Consider the following 17,222-nt stretch of genomic DNA (forward strand, 5'->3'; position numbering starts at 1 on the left):
CTAGCGCAGCACCACCTCGGCGATCGTGCGCACCTGGTCGACATCGCGACAACCGACCAGCAGCATCGTCACGCCGGCCGCCTCCCAGCGCTTCACACCCTCGCGTACCTCGTCGGCGTTCCCGGCGATCATCGTCTCGGTGACCATCTCGTCCGGGATCACTGCCGCCGCCTCGTCCTTACGGCCGGCACGGAACAGCGCGGTCACCTCGTCGACCACGGCCTCGTATCCCATCCGCCGGTAGACCTGCGCGTGGAAGTTCAACTCCGGCGCGCCCATTCCCCCGACGTACAGTGCCGTCACCGGTTTCATCGCGGCGATCGTCCCTGCGCGGTCGTCCGTGATCACCACCTGGCAGGTCGCCGCGATCTCGAAGTCCTCGCGGGTGCGCCGGGCGCCCGGCCGGGCGAACCCCTCGTCGAGCCACTCGTCGTACATCGGCGCCAGGCGCGGGGTGTAGTAGATCGCGAGCCAGCCGTCGGCGATCTCGGCGGTGAGCGCGACGTTCTTCGGACCTTCGGCACCGATCCAGATCGGGATGTCCGACCGCAGCGGATGCGTGATGGGCTTGAGCGGTTTACCGAGCCCGGTGGATCCGGTGCCTGCGTAGGGCAGCGGGAAGTGCGGTCCGTCGCCGGTCACCGGCGCTTCGCGCGCGAGCACCTTGCGGATCACGTCGACGTACTCGCGGGTCCGTGCGAGGGGCTTGGCGAACGGTTGCCCGTACCAGCCCTCCACCACCTGTGGCCCCGAGACGCCGAGGCCGAGGATGTGCCGGCCACCCGAGAGGTGATCGAGCGTGAGCGCGTGCATCGCGCAACTCGTCGGAGTACGCGCGGAGATCTGCACGACGGACGTGCCGAGCCGCACCCGTTCGGTGGACGAACCCCACCAGGCGAGAGGAGTGAATGCGTCGGACCCCCACGATTCGGCAGCGAAGACGGCGTCGAATCCTTCGGCCTCGGCCGCAGCAACAAGTTCCGGCGCGTTCGGAGGTGGCTGGGCACCCCAGTAACCGAGTTGCAGTCCCAGTTTCATTGGACGCCTTTCCTGTCGGACGAATTGTGGCGAGGTGCAGTTCGCGTGCCGCTCTTGCCAGCACCACTAGAACCTGTTCTACTCGAAATTGTGAGCCTGGGAAAGAGCGCGGTTGCCGAGCCACCGCTGAGCGCACCGCTGAATCTGAAGTTCGACTACACACGATCCACCGGGCCGACCGTCGGAGCCTTCGTCACCGGGCTGCGCGACGGCCGCATTCTCGGCGCGCGCGGATCCGACGGACGGACCCTCGTCCCGCCCCCCGAATTCGACGCGGTCACCCATGAACCGCTCACCGATTTCGTCGAGGTCGGGCAGACCGGCACCGTGGTGAGCTGGACGTGGAACGCCGAGCCGTTGCCCGGACAGCCCTTCGACCGGCCGTTCGCATGGGCGCTGATCCGCCTCGACGGAGCCGACACGACGCTGCTACACGCGGTCGACGTCGCGTCGCCGGACGAGATCGCGACGGGTCTGCGTGTGCGCGTGCGCTGGGCGGCCGAGCGCACCGGCGACATCCACGACATCGAGGCGTTCGAACCCGGCGAGGCGACGATCACCGTCGCAGCGGCCGAGGGTGATCCGGTCACGATGATCACCACTCCCGTCGACCTGGACTACCGGCACTCCGCCTCCCCCGAGGAATCCTGGTACCTGCGAGGGTTGAAGGACGGCAGGATCATCGGTGGCCGCACCGGCCCGGGCGGGAAGGTCTACGTGCCCCCGCGCGGTGCGAGCCCCACCGACGGTGTACCGACGAAGGAACCCGTGGAAGTGTCCGACAAGGGCATCGTCACCACCTTCTGCATCGTGAACGTGCCGTTCCTCGGCCAGCAGATCGAGCCGCCCTATGTCGCCGCCTACGTACTGCTCGACGGTGCCGACATCCCGTTCCTGCACCTGATCCTCGAATGCGATGCGTCCGAGGTGCGGATGGGCATGCGTGTCGAAGCGAAATGGCGTCCTCGCGAGGAGTGGGATCACACGCTGCGCAACATCGAGTACTTCCGTCCCACCGGCGAACCCGACGCCGACTACGACACCTTCGAACACCACCTCTGAGAGCGGCGGACACATGACAGACATCGCAGTCGTCGGCTTCGCGCACGCTCCGCACGTGCGCGAGACGTTCGGCACCACCAACGGCGTCGAGATGCTCGTCCCGTGTTTCCAGGAGCTGTACGGCAAGCTCGGCATCACCAAGTCCGACATCGGTTTCTGGTGTTCGGGTTCCTCCGATTACCTTGCCGGACGAGCATTCTCGTTCATCTCGGCGATCGATGCGATCGGCGCCGTCCCGCCCATCAACGAATCGCACGTCGAGATGGATGCGGCCTGGGCGCTCTACGAGGCGTGGGTCAAGCTCATCACGGGTGAGGTCGACACCGCCCTCGTGTACGGCTTCGGCAAGTCCTCGGCCGGCACTCTGCGCCGAACCCTGTCCCTGCAGCTCGATCCGTACCTCGTGGCCCCTCTGGGCGTCGACTCCGTCTCGCTCGCGGGCCTGCAGGCCCGCCTGGGTCTCGAATCCGGTAAGTGGACCGACCGCGAGATGGCGGAGGTCGCGGTCCGTAGCCGCGCCGCCGCCAAGGACAATCCCAAGGCGCAACTCTCCGGCGACTTCGACATCGACGAACTGCTCGCCCAGCCGTACATCGCCGACCCGTTGCGCAAGCACGACTGCGCCCCCGTCACCGACGGCGCGGCCGCGATCGTCCTCGCGACCGGCGACCGGGCGCGCGAGCTGTGCGAGAACCCGGCGTGGATCACCGGGATCGAGCATCGCACCGATTCACCGAACTTCGGCGCACTCGATCTGACCGTCTCACCCTCGACCCGGGCCGCAGCGCAGGCCGTCACCGGCGGGGACACCGCCTTCGACGTCGCCGAGTTGCATGCACCGTTCACGCACCAGGAACTCATCCTGCGCGAGGCGATCGGCCTGGGCGAGTCGACGACGATCAACCCGTCCGGTGGGCCGCTGACGGGCAACCCGATGTTCTCCGGCGGTCTCGAGCGCATCGGTTACGCAGCGCAGGCGATCATGGACGGCACGGCCGGACGTGCACTCGCGCACGCGACGAGCGGTGCTGTGCTGCAACAGAATCTGGTAGCCGTTCTGGAGGGACGCAACTGATGGCGAAGCAACCCGCAGCTGTCCTCGGAACCGGGCAGACCCATTACGTCGCCAAGCGGCACGACGTGTCGATGTCCGGCCTCGTCCGCGAGGCGATCGACCGCGCCATGACGGACGCCCAGGTGGGCTGGGACGACATCGACGCCGTGGTGATCGGCAAGGCCCCCGACCTGTTCGAGGGCGTCATGATGCCCGAACTGTCGATGGTCGACGCCATCGGCGCCACGGGCAAGCCGATGCTGCGCGTGCACACCGCCGGGTCCGTCGGGGGCTCGACGGCGAACGTCGCGGCAAGCCTCGTCCAGGCCGGCGTGCACCGCCGGGTACTCGCGGTGGCCTGGGAGAAGCAGTCCGAGTCGAACGCGATGTGGGCGCTGTCCACACCGGTCCCGTTCACCATGCCGGTCGGTGCCGGCGCGGGCGGCTACTTCGCGCCGCACGTCCGTTCGTACATCCGCCGGTCCGGTGCGCCCGAGCACATCGGGGCGATGGTCGCGGTCAAGGACCGCCTCAACGGCGCGAAGAATCCGTACGCGCATCTGAAGCAGCCCGAGATCACCCTCGAGAAGGTGCAGGCCTCGCAGATGCTGTGGGATCCGATCCGGTACGACGAGACGTGCCCGTCGTCCGACGGTGCGTGCGCGGTCGTGCTCGGCGACGAGGACACCGCGAAGGCCGCCGAGCAGGCCGGCCGCCGGGTGGCGTGGATCCATGCCACGGCGATGCGCACCGAACCCACCACCTACGCCGGGCGCGATCAGGTGAATCCGGAGGCCGGACGGGTCGCTGCCGCAGCACTGTGGAAGCAGGCCGGTATCACCGATCCGCTCGGCGAGATCGACTGCGCCGAGATCTACGTGCCGTTCTCGTGGTTCGAGCCGATGTGGCTCGAGAACCTCGGTTTCGCGTCCGAGGGGTCGGGGTGGAAACTCACCGAGGCCGGCGAGACGGCGATCGGCGGTCGGCTTCCGGTCAACATGTCCGGCGGCGTGCTCTGCTCCAACCCCATCGGGGCATCGGGCATGATCCGGTTCGCCGAAGCCGCGATCCAGGTGATGGGCACGGCGGGAGATCACCAGGTCGACGGCGCCCGCAAGGCACTCGGACATGCCTACGGCGGTGGATCCCAGTACTTCTCCATGTGGGTGGTGGGCTCCGACCGGCCCACGAATTAGGAGGCATCATGGTCTCGTTCACCGTCGGGGTCGCGATGACCCCACTCGACCAGCTCACCGGCATCGCGCAGACCGCCGAGGAGTGCGGATACACCTCGATCGCACTGCCCGACTCCCTGTTCTACATGGAGAAGCAGACGGTCGACTATCCGTACACCCCCGACGGTTCGCGGATGTGGACGCCCGACACCCCCTGGGTGGATCCGCTCATCGCCGCGGCGTCGATGGCGGCGAGCACGTCGACGATCCGGTTCTACACCCAGGTGCTCAAGCTCGGCTCCCGCAATCCGGTGCTGCTGGCGCGGCAGGTCGGATCCGTTGCGAACCTCACCGGGAACCGGTTCGGACTGGGTGTCGGAATCGGCTGGGCGCCGGAAGAATTCGAGTGGTGCGGTGTGCCCTACGCGAAGCGCGGCAAGCGCGTCGACGAGATGATCGACGTTCTGAAGCTGATCCTCGACGGCGGCATGGTCGAACATCACGGCGAGTTCTACGACTTCGACCGGCTGCAGATGAGTCCCGCGCCCACCGCACCGGTACCGCTCTACGTCGGTGGGCACACCGAGGTGGCACTGCGTCGTGCGGCCCGGGTCGGTGACGGTTGGACGTCGGCGATGATCGGGTTCGACGATCTGGTCGGGGTCATCACCCGACTGCGCGAATTGCGGGCCGAGTACGGCCGCAGCAACCTGCCGTTCGAGATCCAGACGGTGTGTGTCGACAGGTTCGGTGGTTCCGGTTACGCCGAACTGGCCGACGCCGGGGTCACCGACATCATCGTGGTGCCGTGGATCTTCGACGGCCACGGTTTCGACTCCCCGCTCGAGGCGAAGCAGGAATCGCTGCGGAAGTTCGCCGACAAGTACATTCCCGGAAGGGATGCCGCATGAGCGAGGAACACCCGGCGCGTATCGCAGCGAAGGCGTCGCAGGCGGCGGCGAGCGGGAAACGCAAGGACGAGTGGCTCGCGCTGTTCGCGGAGAACGCGTGCGTCGAGGATCCGGTGGGTCCGTCCGGCTTCGATCCCGAGGGCAAGGGGCATCACGGTGCCGAGGCGATCGCGAAGTTCTACGACATGACCATCGCGAACACCGACAAGCTCGAATTCCTCGTCGACGACGTGCTGGTCTGCGGCGACGAATGCGTCAACATCGGCACTATCCGTACGACGATGGCAGGCAATCTGATCGATGCGGAGGGCGTGTTCGTCTACCGCGTGGACGACGACGGGAGGATCGTCTCGCTGCGTGCGTTCTGGGAAGTGGACCGCGCGATGAAAACCGTGCGCCCCGTCTCGTAGAGTCGGGCCATGGGCACAGCCGGGATCGTTCTTGCGGCAGGGGACGGCTCGCGACTGGGCGGACGGGCGAAAGCGCTGCTCCCCCACCGCGGCCGTCCCCTGCTGCATACCGTCGTCGAGGCACTGCTCGAAGGTGGTTGTGACGACGTGATCGTGGTCGTGGGCGCATTCGGCGACGATGTGGCCGCCGCGTGCCCTACCGGAGCGACAACGGTCTACAACCCCGACTGGACCGTCGGCATGTCGACATCCCTGCGCCGCGGGGTCGACGCGGCACGAGCCCACCAGAGGGTTGCGCTCACCGTCGTCGATTTTCCCGGCATCACAGCCGAATTGGTCCGCCATCTCCTGGATGTGCACCACACGGGGACGGTGACGCTCCCCGTCTTCGGAGATCACCCCGGTCACCCGGTGGTCTTCGACATCGCCGATGCGCTGGGCGCCGCCGCCGACGCCACCGGCGACGAGGGCGCGCGGTCCTTCCTCGCCCGCAATCGTGAACGCGTGCGGCGTCTCGACTGCACCGGGCTCGCCGACCCCGGAGACGTCGATACCCCCGAGGATCTTCGCCGCCTGACCTGATCGCATCGTCGCCCGGCGTGTCGGCGCCGCGTCCCGGTGACCGCTCGGAGAAGGTAGGGGGTGCCCTCCTGGATTCTCTACGCACTCGCAGCCGTCGGCAGTTTCACCGCCGGAACCGTCCTCGCCGCGCCGAGCGTCGACACCTATCCACTCGATACCGGGTTCGGTTTCGGTGCCGTGGAGACTTCGGGTATCACCGCGTCTGCCACGGGAGCGCTCGTCGCCGCGTCGATCGCGCTGTGGTTACGCCACCGGGTGGGCGCGCTCGGCGCCGTCGTGGCCGGAGCCGCACTCGTGGCGGTCGTCGCCCTGCCGGGTGCGTGGCGGTTCGGCATGTACGTCTCGGCGGTCGGTGCAGGCCTGGTGCTCGGTGCCCTCGTCGTCTGCTGCGCCCGAACTGCGGGCACCCGGCTCCCCGCGGTGATGACCGGTGGCGTCGTTGCCGCGCTGCTCACCGCGGAACCCGTCGCGGAATACCGGGAGTTCGCGGCCTCCTCGTCCGGAAGCGCCGTGTACCTCGAGGTGTCGGCGCAGCCCGCCAACACAGTGTGGACGGTTCTCTCGGTGACTGTCATCGCGGTGGCAACAGCGGCTCTCGTGATGCGTGCCGGTGCTCCCGATTCGGTCGACGAACGACGATGGGATGTGAGGGAAACGGTGGTCGGTATCGGCCTACCGCTCGTCGCCGTCGTGCTGTATCGGTCTCTTCACAGTGCCGTGTGGTCTCCGGATGCGAGTCCCGGCGGGAACGGGCGATGGCTGTGGGGCATCGTCGCTGTCCCACTCGTGATCGGTGCTGCCCTGTGGCTGCGCGAGAGAAGCGGAGCGGTCCTGCTCGCCGCCTTCGCGGTGGCCGTCGCCGCGGGTACCGCTCCCTCGTGGATTCCCGGCGGATGGTTCCTGCCGGCCGTGATGGTCGTGCTCGCCGCCGTCGGCGCGTGGCTGGGCCGTCGCGCGCCGAGGCCGACGGCCGGAGTGGGCGTGCTCGCGTTCGTCACGATCACGGCGATCTTCACTCGTGCGCCCTGGGACAACGTCCACCTCCTGGCGACCTTCTTCGTTCTTCCGGTGGCAGCCGCGTACACGATCAGCGCGGCACTACCGTCGACGAGCGCAGTCACCGCCGCGTCCTTCTCGCTGCCCGCCGTGATGGCGTTGCCTCTGCTCACCCGATTCGGATGGACCGCCTACACGCCTCTCACCGATTCTCCGTCCGGGTGGACGCCGGACTCGTGGACGGTTCTCACGACCGGTGTATCGGTAGCCGGTGTGCTCGCGGCGGGGGCCGCGATGTGGTGGATCGGCCGCAGGTCCGAGGTCCTGTAGACGACACGGGATGTGCGAGGTCCCCGGGCGCGCAGGGGCGGCCGGGGACCTCGATGTTCGGTTCGGTCGGTGTTCGGTTCGGTCAGTGCTGGACCGGGCACCCACCCGAGGTCTTGTAGTCGACCTGGAATTCCTTGATGCCGTTGAGCCAGCCCGACCGCAGACGGTGCGGGTCGCCGATCTTCGTGATGTCCGGGATGTGATCGGCGATCGCGTTGAAGATCAGGTCGATCTCCATACGCGCGAGGTTCGCGCCCAGGCAGTAGTGCGCGCCCGTTCCACCGAATGCCAGGTGCGGGTTGGGATCACGAAGGATGTCGAACTCGCGGGGGTTGTCGAACACTTCTTCGTCGTTGTTGGCCGACGCGTACAGCATGACGACGCGATCGCCCTTCTTGATCGTCTGCCCGCCGAGTTCGGTGTCCTCGAGGGCGGTGCGCTGGAACGACGTGACCGGGGTGGCCCAGCGGATGATCTCGTCGGCGGCGGTCTTCGGCCGGTCGCGCTTGAAGATCTCCCACTGCTCCGGATTGTCGAGGAACGCCGCCATGCCGTGGGTGATCGCGTTGCGGGTGGTCTCGTTGCCGGCCACCGCGAGCACGATGAAGAAGAAGCCGAACTCCTCGGGAGCGAGTTCGTCACCGTCGATGTCGGCCTCGATGAGGGTGGTGACGATGTCGTCGGCCGGGTTCTCCTTGCGGGCCGCGGCCATCTGGTAGGCGTACCCGAGGACTTCCATGGACGCTGCCGCCGGATCGGCGGTGTTGTCCGGATCGTCGTAGCCCGTCATCTGGTTGGACCACTCGAAGAGCTTGGCGCGATCCTCCTGCGGCACACCGATGAGGTCGGCGATGGCCTGCAGCGGCAGTTCCGCGGCGATCTGCGTGACGAAGTCGCCCCGACCGGCCTGGCAGGCCTCCTGGACGATCATCTTGGAGCGACGGTCGAGCTCGTCGCGCAGGCCGTTGATCGCACGGGGCGTGAAGCCTCGGGCGACGAGTTTGCGCAGCTTGGTGTGCTCGGGGGCGTCCTTGTTGAGCAGGACGTGACGTTGCAGCTCGACGGCCTCACGAGGAATGTCGTCGTTGAACCGCGGAATCGCAGTGTTCTCCCAGTTGGAGAACACGTCGCTCCGGCGGGAGACCTCTCGGACCTCCTCGTGCCGGGAGACAACCCAGAAACCCTCGTCGTGGAAACCACCGACGTCGGGAGACTTCTTGTTCCACCACACCGGTGCCGTCTTACGCAGTTCCGCGAACTCTTCGAACGGCATACGGTCTGCGTACAGATCGGGGTCGGTGAAGTCGATGTCTTCGGGGATGTTCGGCTGCGCCACTGATATCTCTCCTGCCCTGGCGAGTACCGCTCGCGTGATTTGTAACACGTTCTAGAACCATTCAAACACAGGCGCGCCGCGCGACCAAGAGATCTGCACGTCCCGTGGATAATCGAGTTCTGTTGCCTCTCGGAGAAACCTGTTCTATTTTGCGAAGAACGTAGGAGAAAGGAGCCCGAAGTGGGCACACCAGTCATCGTCGAGGCCGCACGGACCCCGATCGGCAAGCGGGGTGGATGGCTCGCGGGCCTGCACGCTGCCGAGATCCTGGGCGCCGTCCAGGCCGGACTCGTCGAACGCGCCGGCATCGACGCCGAGCTCGTCGAACAGGTCATCGGTGGCTGCGTCACCCAGGCGGGCGCCCAGTCCAACAACATCACCCGCACCGCATGGCTCAACGCGGGGCTGCCCTGGCAGGTCGGCGCGACCACCATCGACGCCCAGTGCGGATCGGCGCAGCAGGCCAATCACCTCATCGCAGGCCTCATCGCCACCGGCGCCATCGACGTGGGCATCGCCTGCGGCATCGAGGCGATGACCCAGGTGCCCCTCGGCGCCAACGTCGGCGACCAGGCGGGCCCGCGCCGGCCGGAGTCCTGGAGCATCGACATGCCCAACCAGTTCGAGGCCGCCGAACGCATCGCGCGGCGCCGCGGCATCACCCGCGAGGACGTCGACGCACTCGGCGTGCGCTCACAGCAGCTCGCGAAGCAGGCCTGGGACGAGGGCCGGTTCGACCGCGAGGTGCTGCCGGTCGTCGCACCCGTCGTCGACAAGGAGGGCAACCGCACCGGCGAGAAGGCGACCGTCACCCGCGACCAGGGTCTGCGCGAGACGTCGGCCGAGTCGCTGGCGAAGCTGAAGCCCGTGCTCGAGGGTGGCATCCACACCGCCGGCACCTCGTCGCAGATCTCCGACGGAGCCGCGGCCGTGCTGCTCATGGATTCCGACCGCGCGAAGGCACTCGGACTGAAGCCGCGGGCGCGGATCGTCGCGCAGGCTCTCGTCGGCGCCGAACCCGAGTTCCACCTCGACGGCCCGGTCCAGGCCACCGCGAAGGTTCTCGAGAAGGCGGGCATGAGCGTCGGCGATCTCGACCTGTTCGAGGTCAACGAGGCGTTCGCGTCGGTGCTGCTGTCCTGGGCCCAGGTGCACGGACCCGACATGGACAAGGTCAACGTCAACGGTGGCGCGATCGCGCTCGGCCACCCCGTCGGATCCACCGGCTCCCGCCTCATCACCACCGCGCTGCACGAGCTCGAGCGGCGTGACGCGTCGACCGCTCTGATCTCGATGTGCGCCGGTGGAGCGCTGGCGACGGGCACCATCATCGAGCGCATCTGACATGGGCACCGAAGCGGCGCCGAAGGGCCTCGACTCGAAGGCCACGATCTCGATCATCAAGTGGATGTCGCGGTTCAACGTCGCGGCGTACCGGGCGACCGGCGGTCGCATCGGCGGGAAGTGGCGCGTGGGAAACGCCTTCCCGTGGGGCATCCCGGTGTGCCTGGTGACCACGATCGGGCGGAAGACCGGGCAACCGCGAACGGTCCCGCTGCTGTTCCTCGAGGACGGCGACAAGGTGGTCCTCGTCGCCTCCCAGGGAGGACTGCCCAAGCACCCCTTGTGGTTCCGCAACATCCAGGCGAACCCGGAGACCACGGTGCAGATCAAGTCGCGCATCCGGACCATGCGGGCGCGGGTCGCGAGCGACGAGGAACGAGCGGCCTACTGGCCACGTCTGACGGCGATGTACCCGGACTTCGACAACTACCAGTCGTGGACCGACCGTGTGATTCCCGTCGTCGTGTGCGAGTGAGCGTCCCGCCCGGCACGGCTCGCCGGGACGGTCCCGTGCGGGAATACTGAGTCTCGTACGTCCAGGTTCTCGACGAAGGGATGTCGCACGATGGAAACCACCGATCACGACAAGGTGCTCGACCGGCGGGAAATCGCGGCCGCGCTGCTCCGGGCGCTCGAACGACGCCACGAGGTGCTCGACGTGATCGTCGAGAGCAAGGATCGGGGCGACGCGGTCGCGAAGCTCGCCTCGCTGCTCGACACCGACGAGTTCTGCGCGGAGGCCGTGCTGAACCTTCCGTTCCGCCGTCTGACCCAGGCGGAGCGGAAGAAGATCCGTGAAGAACTCGACGATCTCGATACGGTGCTGCAGTGGACGACGGCGGCGCGTCCGTACGCGACCGGCGCGCATTTCCGGTTGCGGCCCATTTCCCACAGCGCGGCCGACACGGCGCTGTTCAAGCAGCGCTGCGCCGACCAGCTGGGTGACGACAGCGACGAACAGGTCGAATCCGAGCGGCAGCGCGGCAGCGAGCTGATGGACGACGAGTCCGGCATGTGGCTTGTGGCCGAAGATCTTTCGGGCGACGAGCCGAAGGCCATCGGGTTCGCGTTCGGCGAGCTGACCGGCAACGAGGTCGAGGTGCGGATCTGGGTGCATCCCGAGTTCCGCAAGCAGGGTTACGGCACCGCCACGCTCAAGCAGGCACGTTCCGAACTCGCTGCCTACTTCCCCGGCTCCACCCTCATCGTCCGCACGCCCGCCTAGAGCGGCGACGCCGTCCGTGCGCGTTTCCGGTGATGACCACCGGAAACGCGCGGGGACATCACGCTCCGTAGACCGGCGTCGGCGGCTGCGACGCTGCGATCAGCTTCTCGACGACGGGACCGAGTTCCTTCGGATCCCAACGGTCGCCCTTGTCGATCGCCTCACCGTGGCGCCACCCGTCGGCCAGCGACACCTTGCCGCCCTCGGCCTCGAACACGCGACCGGTCACGTCCTTCGCTTCGGCACTGCCGAGCCACACGACCAGCGGCGAGACGTTCTCCGGCGCCATGGCGTCGAAACCCTCTTCGGGTGCGGCCATCATCTCGGCCATCGCGCCACCGGCCCCGACGGTCATGCGGGTGCGCGCCGAGGGTGCGATCGCGTTGACGGTTACCCCGTAGCGGCCGAATTCGGCTGCGGCCTGGATCGTGAGCGTCGCGATACCGGCCTTGGCGGCGGCGTAGTTGCCCTGGCCGATGCTGCCCATCAGGCCGGCACCCGAGCTGGTGTTGATGATGCGGGCGTCGACGGGGTTGCCGGCCTTGGCCTCGGCGCGCCAGTAGGTCATGGCGTGACGCATCGGCGCGAAGTGCCCCTTGAGGTGCACGCGGATGACCGCGTCCCACTCCTCTTCGCTCATGTTGGCGAGCATGCGGTCGCGCAGGAATCCGGCGTTGTTGACGAGCACGTCGAGCCGGCCGAAGTTGTCGAGGGCGGTCCTGACGAGGTTCTCGGCGCCGGCCCAGTCGGCGACGTCGTCGCCGTTGACGGCGGCCTCTCCCCCGGCCGCACGGATCTCCTCGACGACCAGCTCACCGGGGCTCTCCCCCGTGGCGGTTCCGTCACTGCCGACACCGATGTCGTTGACGACGACCTTCGCACCCTCCGCGGCGAATGCCAGGGCATGCGCGCGACCGAGGCCGCGTCCGGCGCCGGTCACGATGACGACGCGCCCGTCCATCAGTCCACTCACTTCGTCTCCTTCGTTTCGGCCGCTGCCATGTAGGCAGGGCGTTCACCGCCGCCGTGGACGGTCAATGTCGATCCGCTGACGTAGGCCGACAGCGGAGAGGCCAGGAATGCGGCGCAGTGGCCGATATCTTCGGGCTGGGCCAGCCGTCCCAGCGGAACGGTCTCGCCGACTGCGGCGACGCCGGCCTTGTCTCCGTAGAACAGGTGCGACTGTTCGGTTTCGACCAGGCCGACCACCACCGAGTTCACCCGTACCTTCGGGGCCCACTCGACGGCGAGCGACTGTGCGAGGCTGTCGACGCCTGCCTTGGCCGCACCATATGCCGCGGTGCCCGGCGAGGGGCGGGATCCGCTCACGCTCGAGATGTTGACGATCGAGCCGCCGGTGTCCTGCTTCTGCATCACCGCGTTGGCGGCCTGCGCGACCAGCAGCGGGGACAGCAGGTTCAGTTCCACGATCTTGGCGTGGAACTTCGGGCTGGCATCGGCTGCCAGCGCGTACGGTGACCCGCCGGCATTGTTCACCACGGCGTCGAGCCGCCCGTGGCGGTCGACGATGGTCTCGATCAGCGCGGCCACCTGATCGGCATCGCGGACGTCGCACGTCAGGAACTCCGCGGTCCGCCCGTCCACCTCGAGAGGCTGTTCGGGCTCGTTGCGAGCGCACGTCACGACGGTCGCACCGGCACGCAGGAACACCCTGGTGATGCCTGCACCGACTCCCCGTATTCCCCCGGTGACGAGCACGACCGCGCCGTCGAGTCCCAGATCCATTCGCTGCCTCCACGTCATTCATCCCGCGGGATGCGCGGGTCTCACGTCGACAACTTACCAAGCAATCGCTTGGTTTGGTACCGGCTCCCCCTCACCCCGCCACTGCTCCTGCTCAGTGGGAATCACGGGAACTCGCTTGTCGGCCCCACTTAGCGTGACGACGAACGCGCGCGTCGAAGAGGAGTGACTGGGCCATGCAGACCGTCGAGCAGGATTACGAGAAGTACGTCGGGCAGGTGGCCGAACCACCCCGCGTGGCCCGATACGCCGTCAACGACGCCATGATCCGCAACTGGGTCGAGGCCCACGACGACTTCAACCCGATCTACGTCGACGCCGAGGCCGCGCGCGAGACCGGACGCGACTCCGTCGTGTGCCCGCCCGCCATGATCTCCACCTGGATCATGGCCGGCTACCGCCGCTGGCGTGACGTGCAGCGCAAGCGCGCCGAGGACGTCGTGGAGGACTTCGCATACTCCCGGATGCTTGCCGACCTCGATCGGGAGGGTTTCACCTCCGTCGTCGCGACGAACGTCGAGCAGGACTACCACCGCGAACTCGTCCCGGGCGACCACATCACCGCCCACTACACGATCGAGTCCGTATCCGAGGTCAAGCGAACGGGTCTCGGCGACGGCCGATTCTTCACGCTGTACAAGCGCTACGAGGACCAGAACGGCGAAGTCGTCGCCGAGGAACGCTTCCGGATGCTCCGGTTCAACCCGAACACCGACAAGGAGACGCGATGACCGCCGTCCCCCGGCTCACCATCACCCAGGACAACCAGTTCTGGTTCGACGCCGTCCGTGAGGGCCGACTCGAGATCCAGCAGTGCAGCGAGTGCGGCACTCTGCGCCATCCTCCGGGCCCGGCATGCCCCGCGTGCCGCTCGTTCGAATGGAAGACCGTCGAATCCTCACGGCGCGGAACGCTTCACAGCTGGACGGTCATTCACCACCCGCAGGATCCGGCCTTCGAGTACCCGCTCGCCGTCGGACTGATCGACCTCGACGAGGGGATCCGCATCGTCGCCGACATCGCGGGCGTCGACCACGACACCCTCGAGATCGGCATGGAACTCGAGGTGGGATTCGCCGAGCACGCACACGGCGAGATCCTGCCTCAGCTGCGCAAGCCCGGAGGAGACGCATGAACCTCGCCGAATGCACTGTCGGACAGGAACTTCCCCAACTCGCCCTGCCTATGGATCGCACCACCATCGTGGCTACCGCGATCGCGTCGCAGGATTTCGAGGATGTGCACCACGACCCGGACGCCGCACTCGGACGCGGCACACCGGACGTCTTCATGAGTATCAATGCCACCAACGGTTTCGTCGACCGGTACGTCACCGACTGGACCGGACCGTCGGCGCGGGTGCGCCGCGCGTCGCTGCGCCTGGGCGTGCCCTGCTTCCCCGGCGACCCCATGCACATGAACGGTGAGGTGACCGCCGTCGACGGCGCGACCGTCACCCTGAAGGTGCAGGGCCGCAACAGCAGAGGCGTCCACGTCACCGCGGAGGTCGTGGTGGAGCCGTACGAGAGGAAGAGCCGATGACCGTCAAGGGCTTCTCCGGAGCCGCCGCCATCGCCGGTATCGGAGCCACCGAGTTCTCCAAGAACTCCGGCCGCAGCGAATGGCAACTCGCGTGCGAGTCGGTCCTCGCCGCTCTCGATGACGCGCAGATCGGCGTCGAAGAGGTCGACGGCTTCGCGCTGTTCACCATGGAGACCAACCCCGAGATCGCCGTCGCCCGCGCGCTCGGCATCCCGGAATTGAAGTTCTTCAGCCGGATCCCGCACGGCGGTGGCGGCGCCTGCGCACCCGTGCAGCAAGCCGCACTGGCCGTCTCGAGCGGTGTCGCCGACGTCGTGGTCGTCTACCGCGCCTTCAACGAGCGCTCGGGTCACCGTTTCGGCGCCGGGCCGCCGCCCTTCGCATACAACTCGAACACCGACCAGGAATACCGGAACTGGATCAACCCGTACGGCCTGCTCACTCCCGCTCAGCAGGAGGCCTTCCTGGCCCGCACCTACATGCACAAGTACGGGGCGACCAGCGCGGACTTCGGGCAGATCTCGGTGCTCTCGCGCAAGCACGCGGCGAACAACCCCAAGGCCTGGTTCTACGAGCGGCCCATCACTCTCGACGACCACCAGAACTCGCGGATGCTCGCCGACCCGCTGCGTCTGCTGGACTGCTGCCAGGAGAGCGACGGCGGACAGGCACTGGTCATCGTGAGTGCCGGACGCGCACGGGATCTTCCGCACCCGCCGGCGATCATCACCGCTGCAGCGCAGGGTGTCGGTCCTCAGCAGATCTCGATGAGCAGCTACTACCGCGAGGACATCGACGCGATGCCCGAGGTCGAACTCGTCGCCCGGCAGATGTGGGCACAGGCCGGCTTCGGTCCCGAAGGTATCGACGCCGCGATCCTGTACGACGCCTTCACCCCGATGGTCCTGCTCCAGCTCGAGGAGTACGGCTTCTGCGGTCACGGTGAGGCGAAGGACTTCATCGCCGACGGCAACCTCGAGGTGGACGGGCGACTGCCGATCAACACCCACGGCGGTCAGCTCGGCGAAGGCTACATCCACGGCGTCAACGGCATCGCCGAAGGCGTCCGGCTCATCCGCGGCACCTCCGTGAACCAGCCGGCGAAGACACTCGACAACGTGCTCGTCACGGGCGGATCGCCGGTGCCGCACAGCGCGATCGTCCTCTCGGCCGACCGTTAGGCCCGCAACCCGGGCCCCGACCACCTCTCAGGAGACCACATGCATCCCGAGCTGTCCGACAAGTCACGGCGGCTGCGCACCGAACTGCGGGAGTATTTCGCCCGCATCATCGACGACGACGATCGACGCGCCCTGGTCGATCAGACCGAGGGTGGACCGGTCTTCGACAAGATCTACCGGCAGATGGGCGCCGACGGCTGGCTCGGTCTGGGGTGGCCCGAGGAGTACGGCGGACGAGGGGAGGATCCCGAGGCGCTGTACGTCTTCTACGACGAGACGATCCGCGCCGGCGCGCCGGTCTCGCTGGTCACGCTCAACACCGTCGCCCCCGCACTGATGAAGTACGGCACGCAGGAGCAGAAGGACTTCTTCCTTCCCAAGATCCTCACGGGTGAACTGAAGTTCGCAATCGGGTACACCGAGCCCGGTGCCGGCACCGACCTCGCTGCACTTCAGACGCGGGCACGCATCTACGGTGACGAACTCGTCATCGACGGCAACAAGCTGTTCACGAGTTCGGCCATCTTCGCCGACTGGATCTGGCTCGCCGTGCGCACCGATCCGGACGCGCCTCGCCACAAGGGGATCTCGGTCGTGCTCGTGCCGACCTCGTCGCCGGGCTTCTCCGCCACCGAGATCCAGACCGTCGGCGGAATCAGCACAGCGGTCACGTACTACGAGAACATCCGCGTTCCGCTGAGCAACGTCGTCGGCGAGCTCAACGGCGGCTGGACCCTCATCACGAGCCAGCTCAACCACGAGCGTGTCGCGCTGGCCGCCCGCGGTGGCATCGCCAACGAGATGTACGACGAGGTCCTCGCCTGGGCGAAGCAGGAGCCCTTCGGCCCCGGTGTGCTGTTCGACGTCCCGTGGGTGCGTTCGACTCTCGCCGAGGTCTACGCGCTGCTGTCGGCAGCCGACCTCGTGAACCTGCGCCTGGTGTCGGACATCGCGGCCAACACCCTCGACGGTGGCGACTCCGCCGCAGCGAAGGTGTTCGGAACCGAGGGTGTCGTCGCGGCCTACGGAATGTTGCAGGAGGTGCTCGGCGCCCGCGGTCTGCTGCGTCCCGGTAGCCACGGCGCCGTGATCGAAGGCCGCGTCGAAGCGCTCGGTCGACGCGCGCAGAACAACACCTTCGGTGGTGGCAGCAACGAGGTGATGCGCGAGATCGTGGCGGCGAAGACCCTCGGAATGACCCTGGGCGCCCGTAGGCGCCCCGACGCGACGGCACAGGCTGCGGTGAAGACGCCGGCCGAGACGAGGAGCTGA

General features: G+C 67.5%; 19 protein-coding genes. 15 read left to right on the forward strand and 4 right to left on the reverse strand.

The genetic code is table 11. The annotated features are described in order from the left end of the window. Complete coding sequence (locus tag M3330_RS08790; RefSeq protein WP_255028534.1) at positions 1-1,038, reverse strand: LLM class F420-dependent oxidoreductase; 1,038 nt, start codon at positions 1,036-1,038, stop codon at positions 1-3. Between the two features lie 90 nt (positions 1,039-1,128). Here M3330_RS08790 and M3330_RS08795 point away from each other — a divergent pair, with 90 nt between their 5' ends. The 7 genes from M3330_RS08795 to M3330_RS08825 are packed head-to-tail and all read left to right on the forward strand — an operon-like array spanning position 1,129 to position 7,558. Further along, a complete protein-coding gene (locus tag M3330_RS08795; protein ID WP_255028535.1) occupies positions 1,129-2,100 on the forward strand; it encodes a Zn-ribbon domain-containing OB-fold protein in 972 nt (323 codons plus the stop codon). 13 nt (positions 2,101-2,113) lie between these two features. After that, positions 2,114-3,175, forward strand: a complete 1,062-nt coding sequence (locus tag M3330_RS08800; RefSeq protein WP_019290103.1) for a thiolase domain-containing protein — start codon at positions 2,114-2,116, stop codon at positions 3,173-3,175. Continuing rightward, complete coding sequence (locus M3330_RS08805; protein WP_006551914.1) at positions 3,175-4,350, forward strand: thiolase domain-containing protein; 1,176 nt, start codon at positions 3,175-3,177, stop codon at positions 4,348-4,350. The genes M3330_RS08800 and M3330_RS08805 overlap by 1 nt, the downstream gene beginning before the upstream one ends. A gap of 8 nt (positions 4,351-4,358) precedes the next feature. Next, positions 4,359-5,240 carry a TIGR03619 family F420-dependent LLM class oxidoreductase gene (locus M3330_RS08810; RefSeq protein ID WP_006551915.1) on the forward strand — a complete coding sequence of 294 codons (882 nt, stop codon included), beginning with the start codon at positions 4,359-4,361 and terminating at the stop codon, positions 5,238-5,240. Then, positions 5,237-5,650, forward strand: coding sequence for a nuclear transport factor 2 family protein (locus M3330_RS08815; RefSeq protein WP_006551916.1), 414 nt, complete (start codon positions 5,237-5,239; stop codon positions 5,648-5,650). Before M3330_RS08810 ends, M3330_RS08815 begins: the two co-directional genes overlap by 4 nt. 9 nt (positions 5,651-5,659) lie before the next feature. After that, a complete protein-coding gene (locus M3330_RS08820) occupies positions 5,660-6,232 on the forward strand; it encodes an NTP transferase domain-containing protein (RefSeq protein WP_016931884.1) in 573 nt (190 codons plus the stop codon). A gap of 60 nt (positions 6,233-6,292) precedes the next feature. Then, positions 6,293-7,558: a hypothetical protein gene (locus M3330_RS08825; RefSeq protein ID WP_255028536.1), complete on the forward strand. Its 1,266-nt coding sequence runs from the start codon at positions 6,293-6,295 to the stop codon at positions 7,556-7,558. A gap of 82 nt (positions 7,559-7,640) precedes the next feature. Here the strand turns inward: M3330_RS08825 and M3330_RS08830 are convergent, their stop codons facing one another. Then, positions 7,641-8,894 carry a cytochrome P450 gene (locus M3330_RS08830; protein WP_033096884.1) on the reverse strand — a complete coding sequence of 418 codons (1,254 nt, stop codon included), beginning with the start codon at positions 8,892-8,894 and terminating at the stop codon, positions 7,641-7,643. Positions 8,895-9,074: 180 nt separating this feature from the next. On the opposite strand from M3330_RS08830, the gene M3330_RS08835 reads away from it, so the two are divergent. The 3 genes from M3330_RS08835 (at position 9,075) to M3330_RS08845 (ending at position 11,463) form a co-directional block, all read left to right on the forward strand. Continuing rightward, on the forward strand, positions 9,075-10,238 hold the full coding sequence (locus tag M3330_RS08835) for a steroid 3-ketoacyl-CoA thiolase (RefSeq protein ID WP_033096885.1): 1,164 nt from the start codon (positions 9,075-9,077) through the stop codon (positions 10,236-10,238). A 1-nt stretch (position 10,239) separates the two neighbouring features. Next, a complete protein-coding gene (locus tag M3330_RS08840) occupies positions 10,240-10,713 on the forward strand; it encodes a nitroreductase family deazaflavin-dependent oxidoreductase (protein ID WP_255028537.1) in 474 nt (157 codons plus the stop codon). Between the two features lie 90 nt (positions 10,714-10,803). Beyond that, entirely contained in the window at positions 10,804-11,463 is a 660-nt protein-coding gene (locus tag M3330_RS08845) for a GNAT family N-acetyltransferase (protein WP_255028538.1), read from the forward strand. Positions 11,464-11,521: 58 nt separating this feature from the next. On the opposite strand, the gene M3330_RS08850 is transcribed toward M3330_RS08845, so the two are convergent. Together M3330_RS08850 and M3330_RS08855 are read right to left on the reverse strand one after the other, a co-directional pair. Next, entirely contained in the window at positions 11,522-12,436 is a 915-nt protein-coding gene (locus M3330_RS08850) for an SDR family oxidoreductase (RefSeq protein ID WP_024102934.1), read from the reverse strand. Further along, positions 12,433-13,209: an SDR family oxidoreductase gene (locus M3330_RS08855; protein WP_006551924.1), complete on the reverse strand. Its 777-nt coding sequence runs from the start codon at positions 13,207-13,209 to the stop codon at positions 12,433-12,435. Before M3330_RS08855 ends, M3330_RS08850 begins: the two co-directional genes overlap by 4 nt. A 194-nt stretch (positions 13,210-13,403) precedes the next feature. Between M3330_RS08855 and M3330_RS08860 the strand changes: the two genes are divergently transcribed. Genes M3330_RS08860 through M3330_RS08880 form a run of 5 tightly spaced genes read left to right on the forward strand, consistent with a single transcriptional unit; the run spans position 13,404 to position 17,222 of the window. After that, on the forward strand, positions 13,404-13,958 hold the full coding sequence (locus tag M3330_RS08860; RefSeq protein ID WP_255028539.1) for a MaoC family dehydratase N-terminal domain-containing protein: 555 nt from the start codon (positions 13,404-13,406) through the stop codon (positions 13,956-13,958). Continuing rightward, entirely contained in the window at positions 13,955-14,362 is a 408-nt protein-coding gene (locus M3330_RS08865; protein ID WP_024102932.1) for a Zn-ribbon domain-containing OB-fold protein, read from the forward strand. Before M3330_RS08860 ends, M3330_RS08865 begins: the two co-directional genes overlap by 4 nt. Continuing rightward, a complete protein-coding gene (locus M3330_RS08870; RefSeq protein WP_200359366.1) occupies positions 14,359-14,769 on the forward strand; it encodes a MaoC/PaaZ C-terminal domain-containing protein in 411 nt (136 codons plus the stop codon). The genes M3330_RS08865 and M3330_RS08870 overlap by 4 nt, the downstream gene beginning before the upstream one ends. Further along, a complete protein-coding gene (locus M3330_RS08875) occupies positions 14,766-15,950 on the forward strand; it encodes a lipid-transfer protein (RefSeq protein WP_033096887.1) in 1,185 nt (394 codons plus the stop codon). The genes M3330_RS08870 and M3330_RS08875 overlap by 4 nt, the downstream gene beginning before the upstream one ends. Before the next feature lie 39 nt (positions 15,951-15,989). Further along, positions 15,990-17,222: an acyl-CoA dehydrogenase family protein gene (locus tag M3330_RS08880; protein ID WP_033096888.1), complete on the forward strand. Its 1,233-nt coding sequence runs from the start codon at positions 15,990-15,992 to the stop codon at positions 17,220-17,222.

This window comes from Rhodococcus sp. GA1 (assembly GCF_024321955.1).
Classification (GTDB): Bacteria; Actinomycetota; Actinomycetes; order Mycobacteriales; family Mycobacteriaceae; genus Rhodococcus; species Rhodococcus pyridinivorans.

Bases quoted from the DNA above. Each gene is read 5' to 3' on its own strand.
- M3330_RS08880 (WP_033096888.1), top strand. From the start codon at position 15,990: ATGCATCCCGAGCTGTCCGACAAGTCACGGCGGCTGCGCACCGAACTG.
- M3330_RS08860 (WP_255028539.1), top strand. From the start codon at position 13,404: ATGCAGACCGTCGAGCAGGATTACGAGAAGTACGTCGGGCAGGTGGCC.
- M3330_RS08845 (WP_255028538.1), top strand. From the start codon at position 10,804: ATGGAAACCACCGATCACGACAAGGTGCTCGACCGGCGGGAAATCGCG.
- M3330_RS08800 (WP_019290103.1), top strand. From the start codon at position 2,114: ATGACAGACATCGCAGTCGTCGGCTTCGCGCACGCTCCGCACGTGCGC.
- M3330_RS08855 (WP_006551924.1), bottom strand. From the start codon at position 13,209: ATGGATCTGGGACTCGACGGCGCGGTCGTGCTCGTCACCGGGGGAATA.
- M3330_RS08875 (WP_033096887.1), top strand. From the start codon at position 14,766: ATGACCGTCAAGGGCTTCTCCGGAGCCGCCGCCATCGCCGGTATCGGA.
- M3330_RS08790 (WP_255028534.1), bottom strand. From the start codon at position 1,038: ATGAAACTGGGACTGCAACTCGGTTACTGGGGTGCCCAGCCACCTCCG.
- M3330_RS08810 (WP_006551915.1), top strand. From the start codon at position 4,359: ATGGTCTCGTTCACCGTCGGGGTCGCGATGACCCCACTCGACCAGCTC.
- M3330_RS08840 (WP_255028537.1), top strand. From the start codon at position 10,240: ATGGGCACCGAAGCGGCGCCGAAGGGCCTCGACTCGAAGGCCACGATC.
- M3330_RS08820 (WP_016931884.1), top strand. From the start codon at position 5,660: ATGGGCACAGCCGGGATCGTTCTTGCGGCAGGGGACGGCTCGCGACTG.
- M3330_RS08865 (WP_024102932.1), top strand. From the start codon at position 13,955: ATGACCGCCGTCCCCCGGCTCACCATCACCCAGGACAACCAGTTCTGG.
- M3330_RS08815 (WP_006551916.1), top strand. From the start codon at position 5,237: ATGAGCGAGGAACACCCGGCGCGTATCGCAGCGAAGGCGTCGCAGGCG.
- M3330_RS08805 (WP_006551914.1), top strand. From the start codon at position 3,175: ATGGCGAAGCAACCCGCAGCTGTCCTCGGAACCGGGCAGACCCATTAC.
- M3330_RS08870 (WP_200359366.1), top strand. From the start codon at position 14,359: ATGAACCTCGCCGAATGCACTGTCGGACAGGAACTTCCCCAACTCGCC.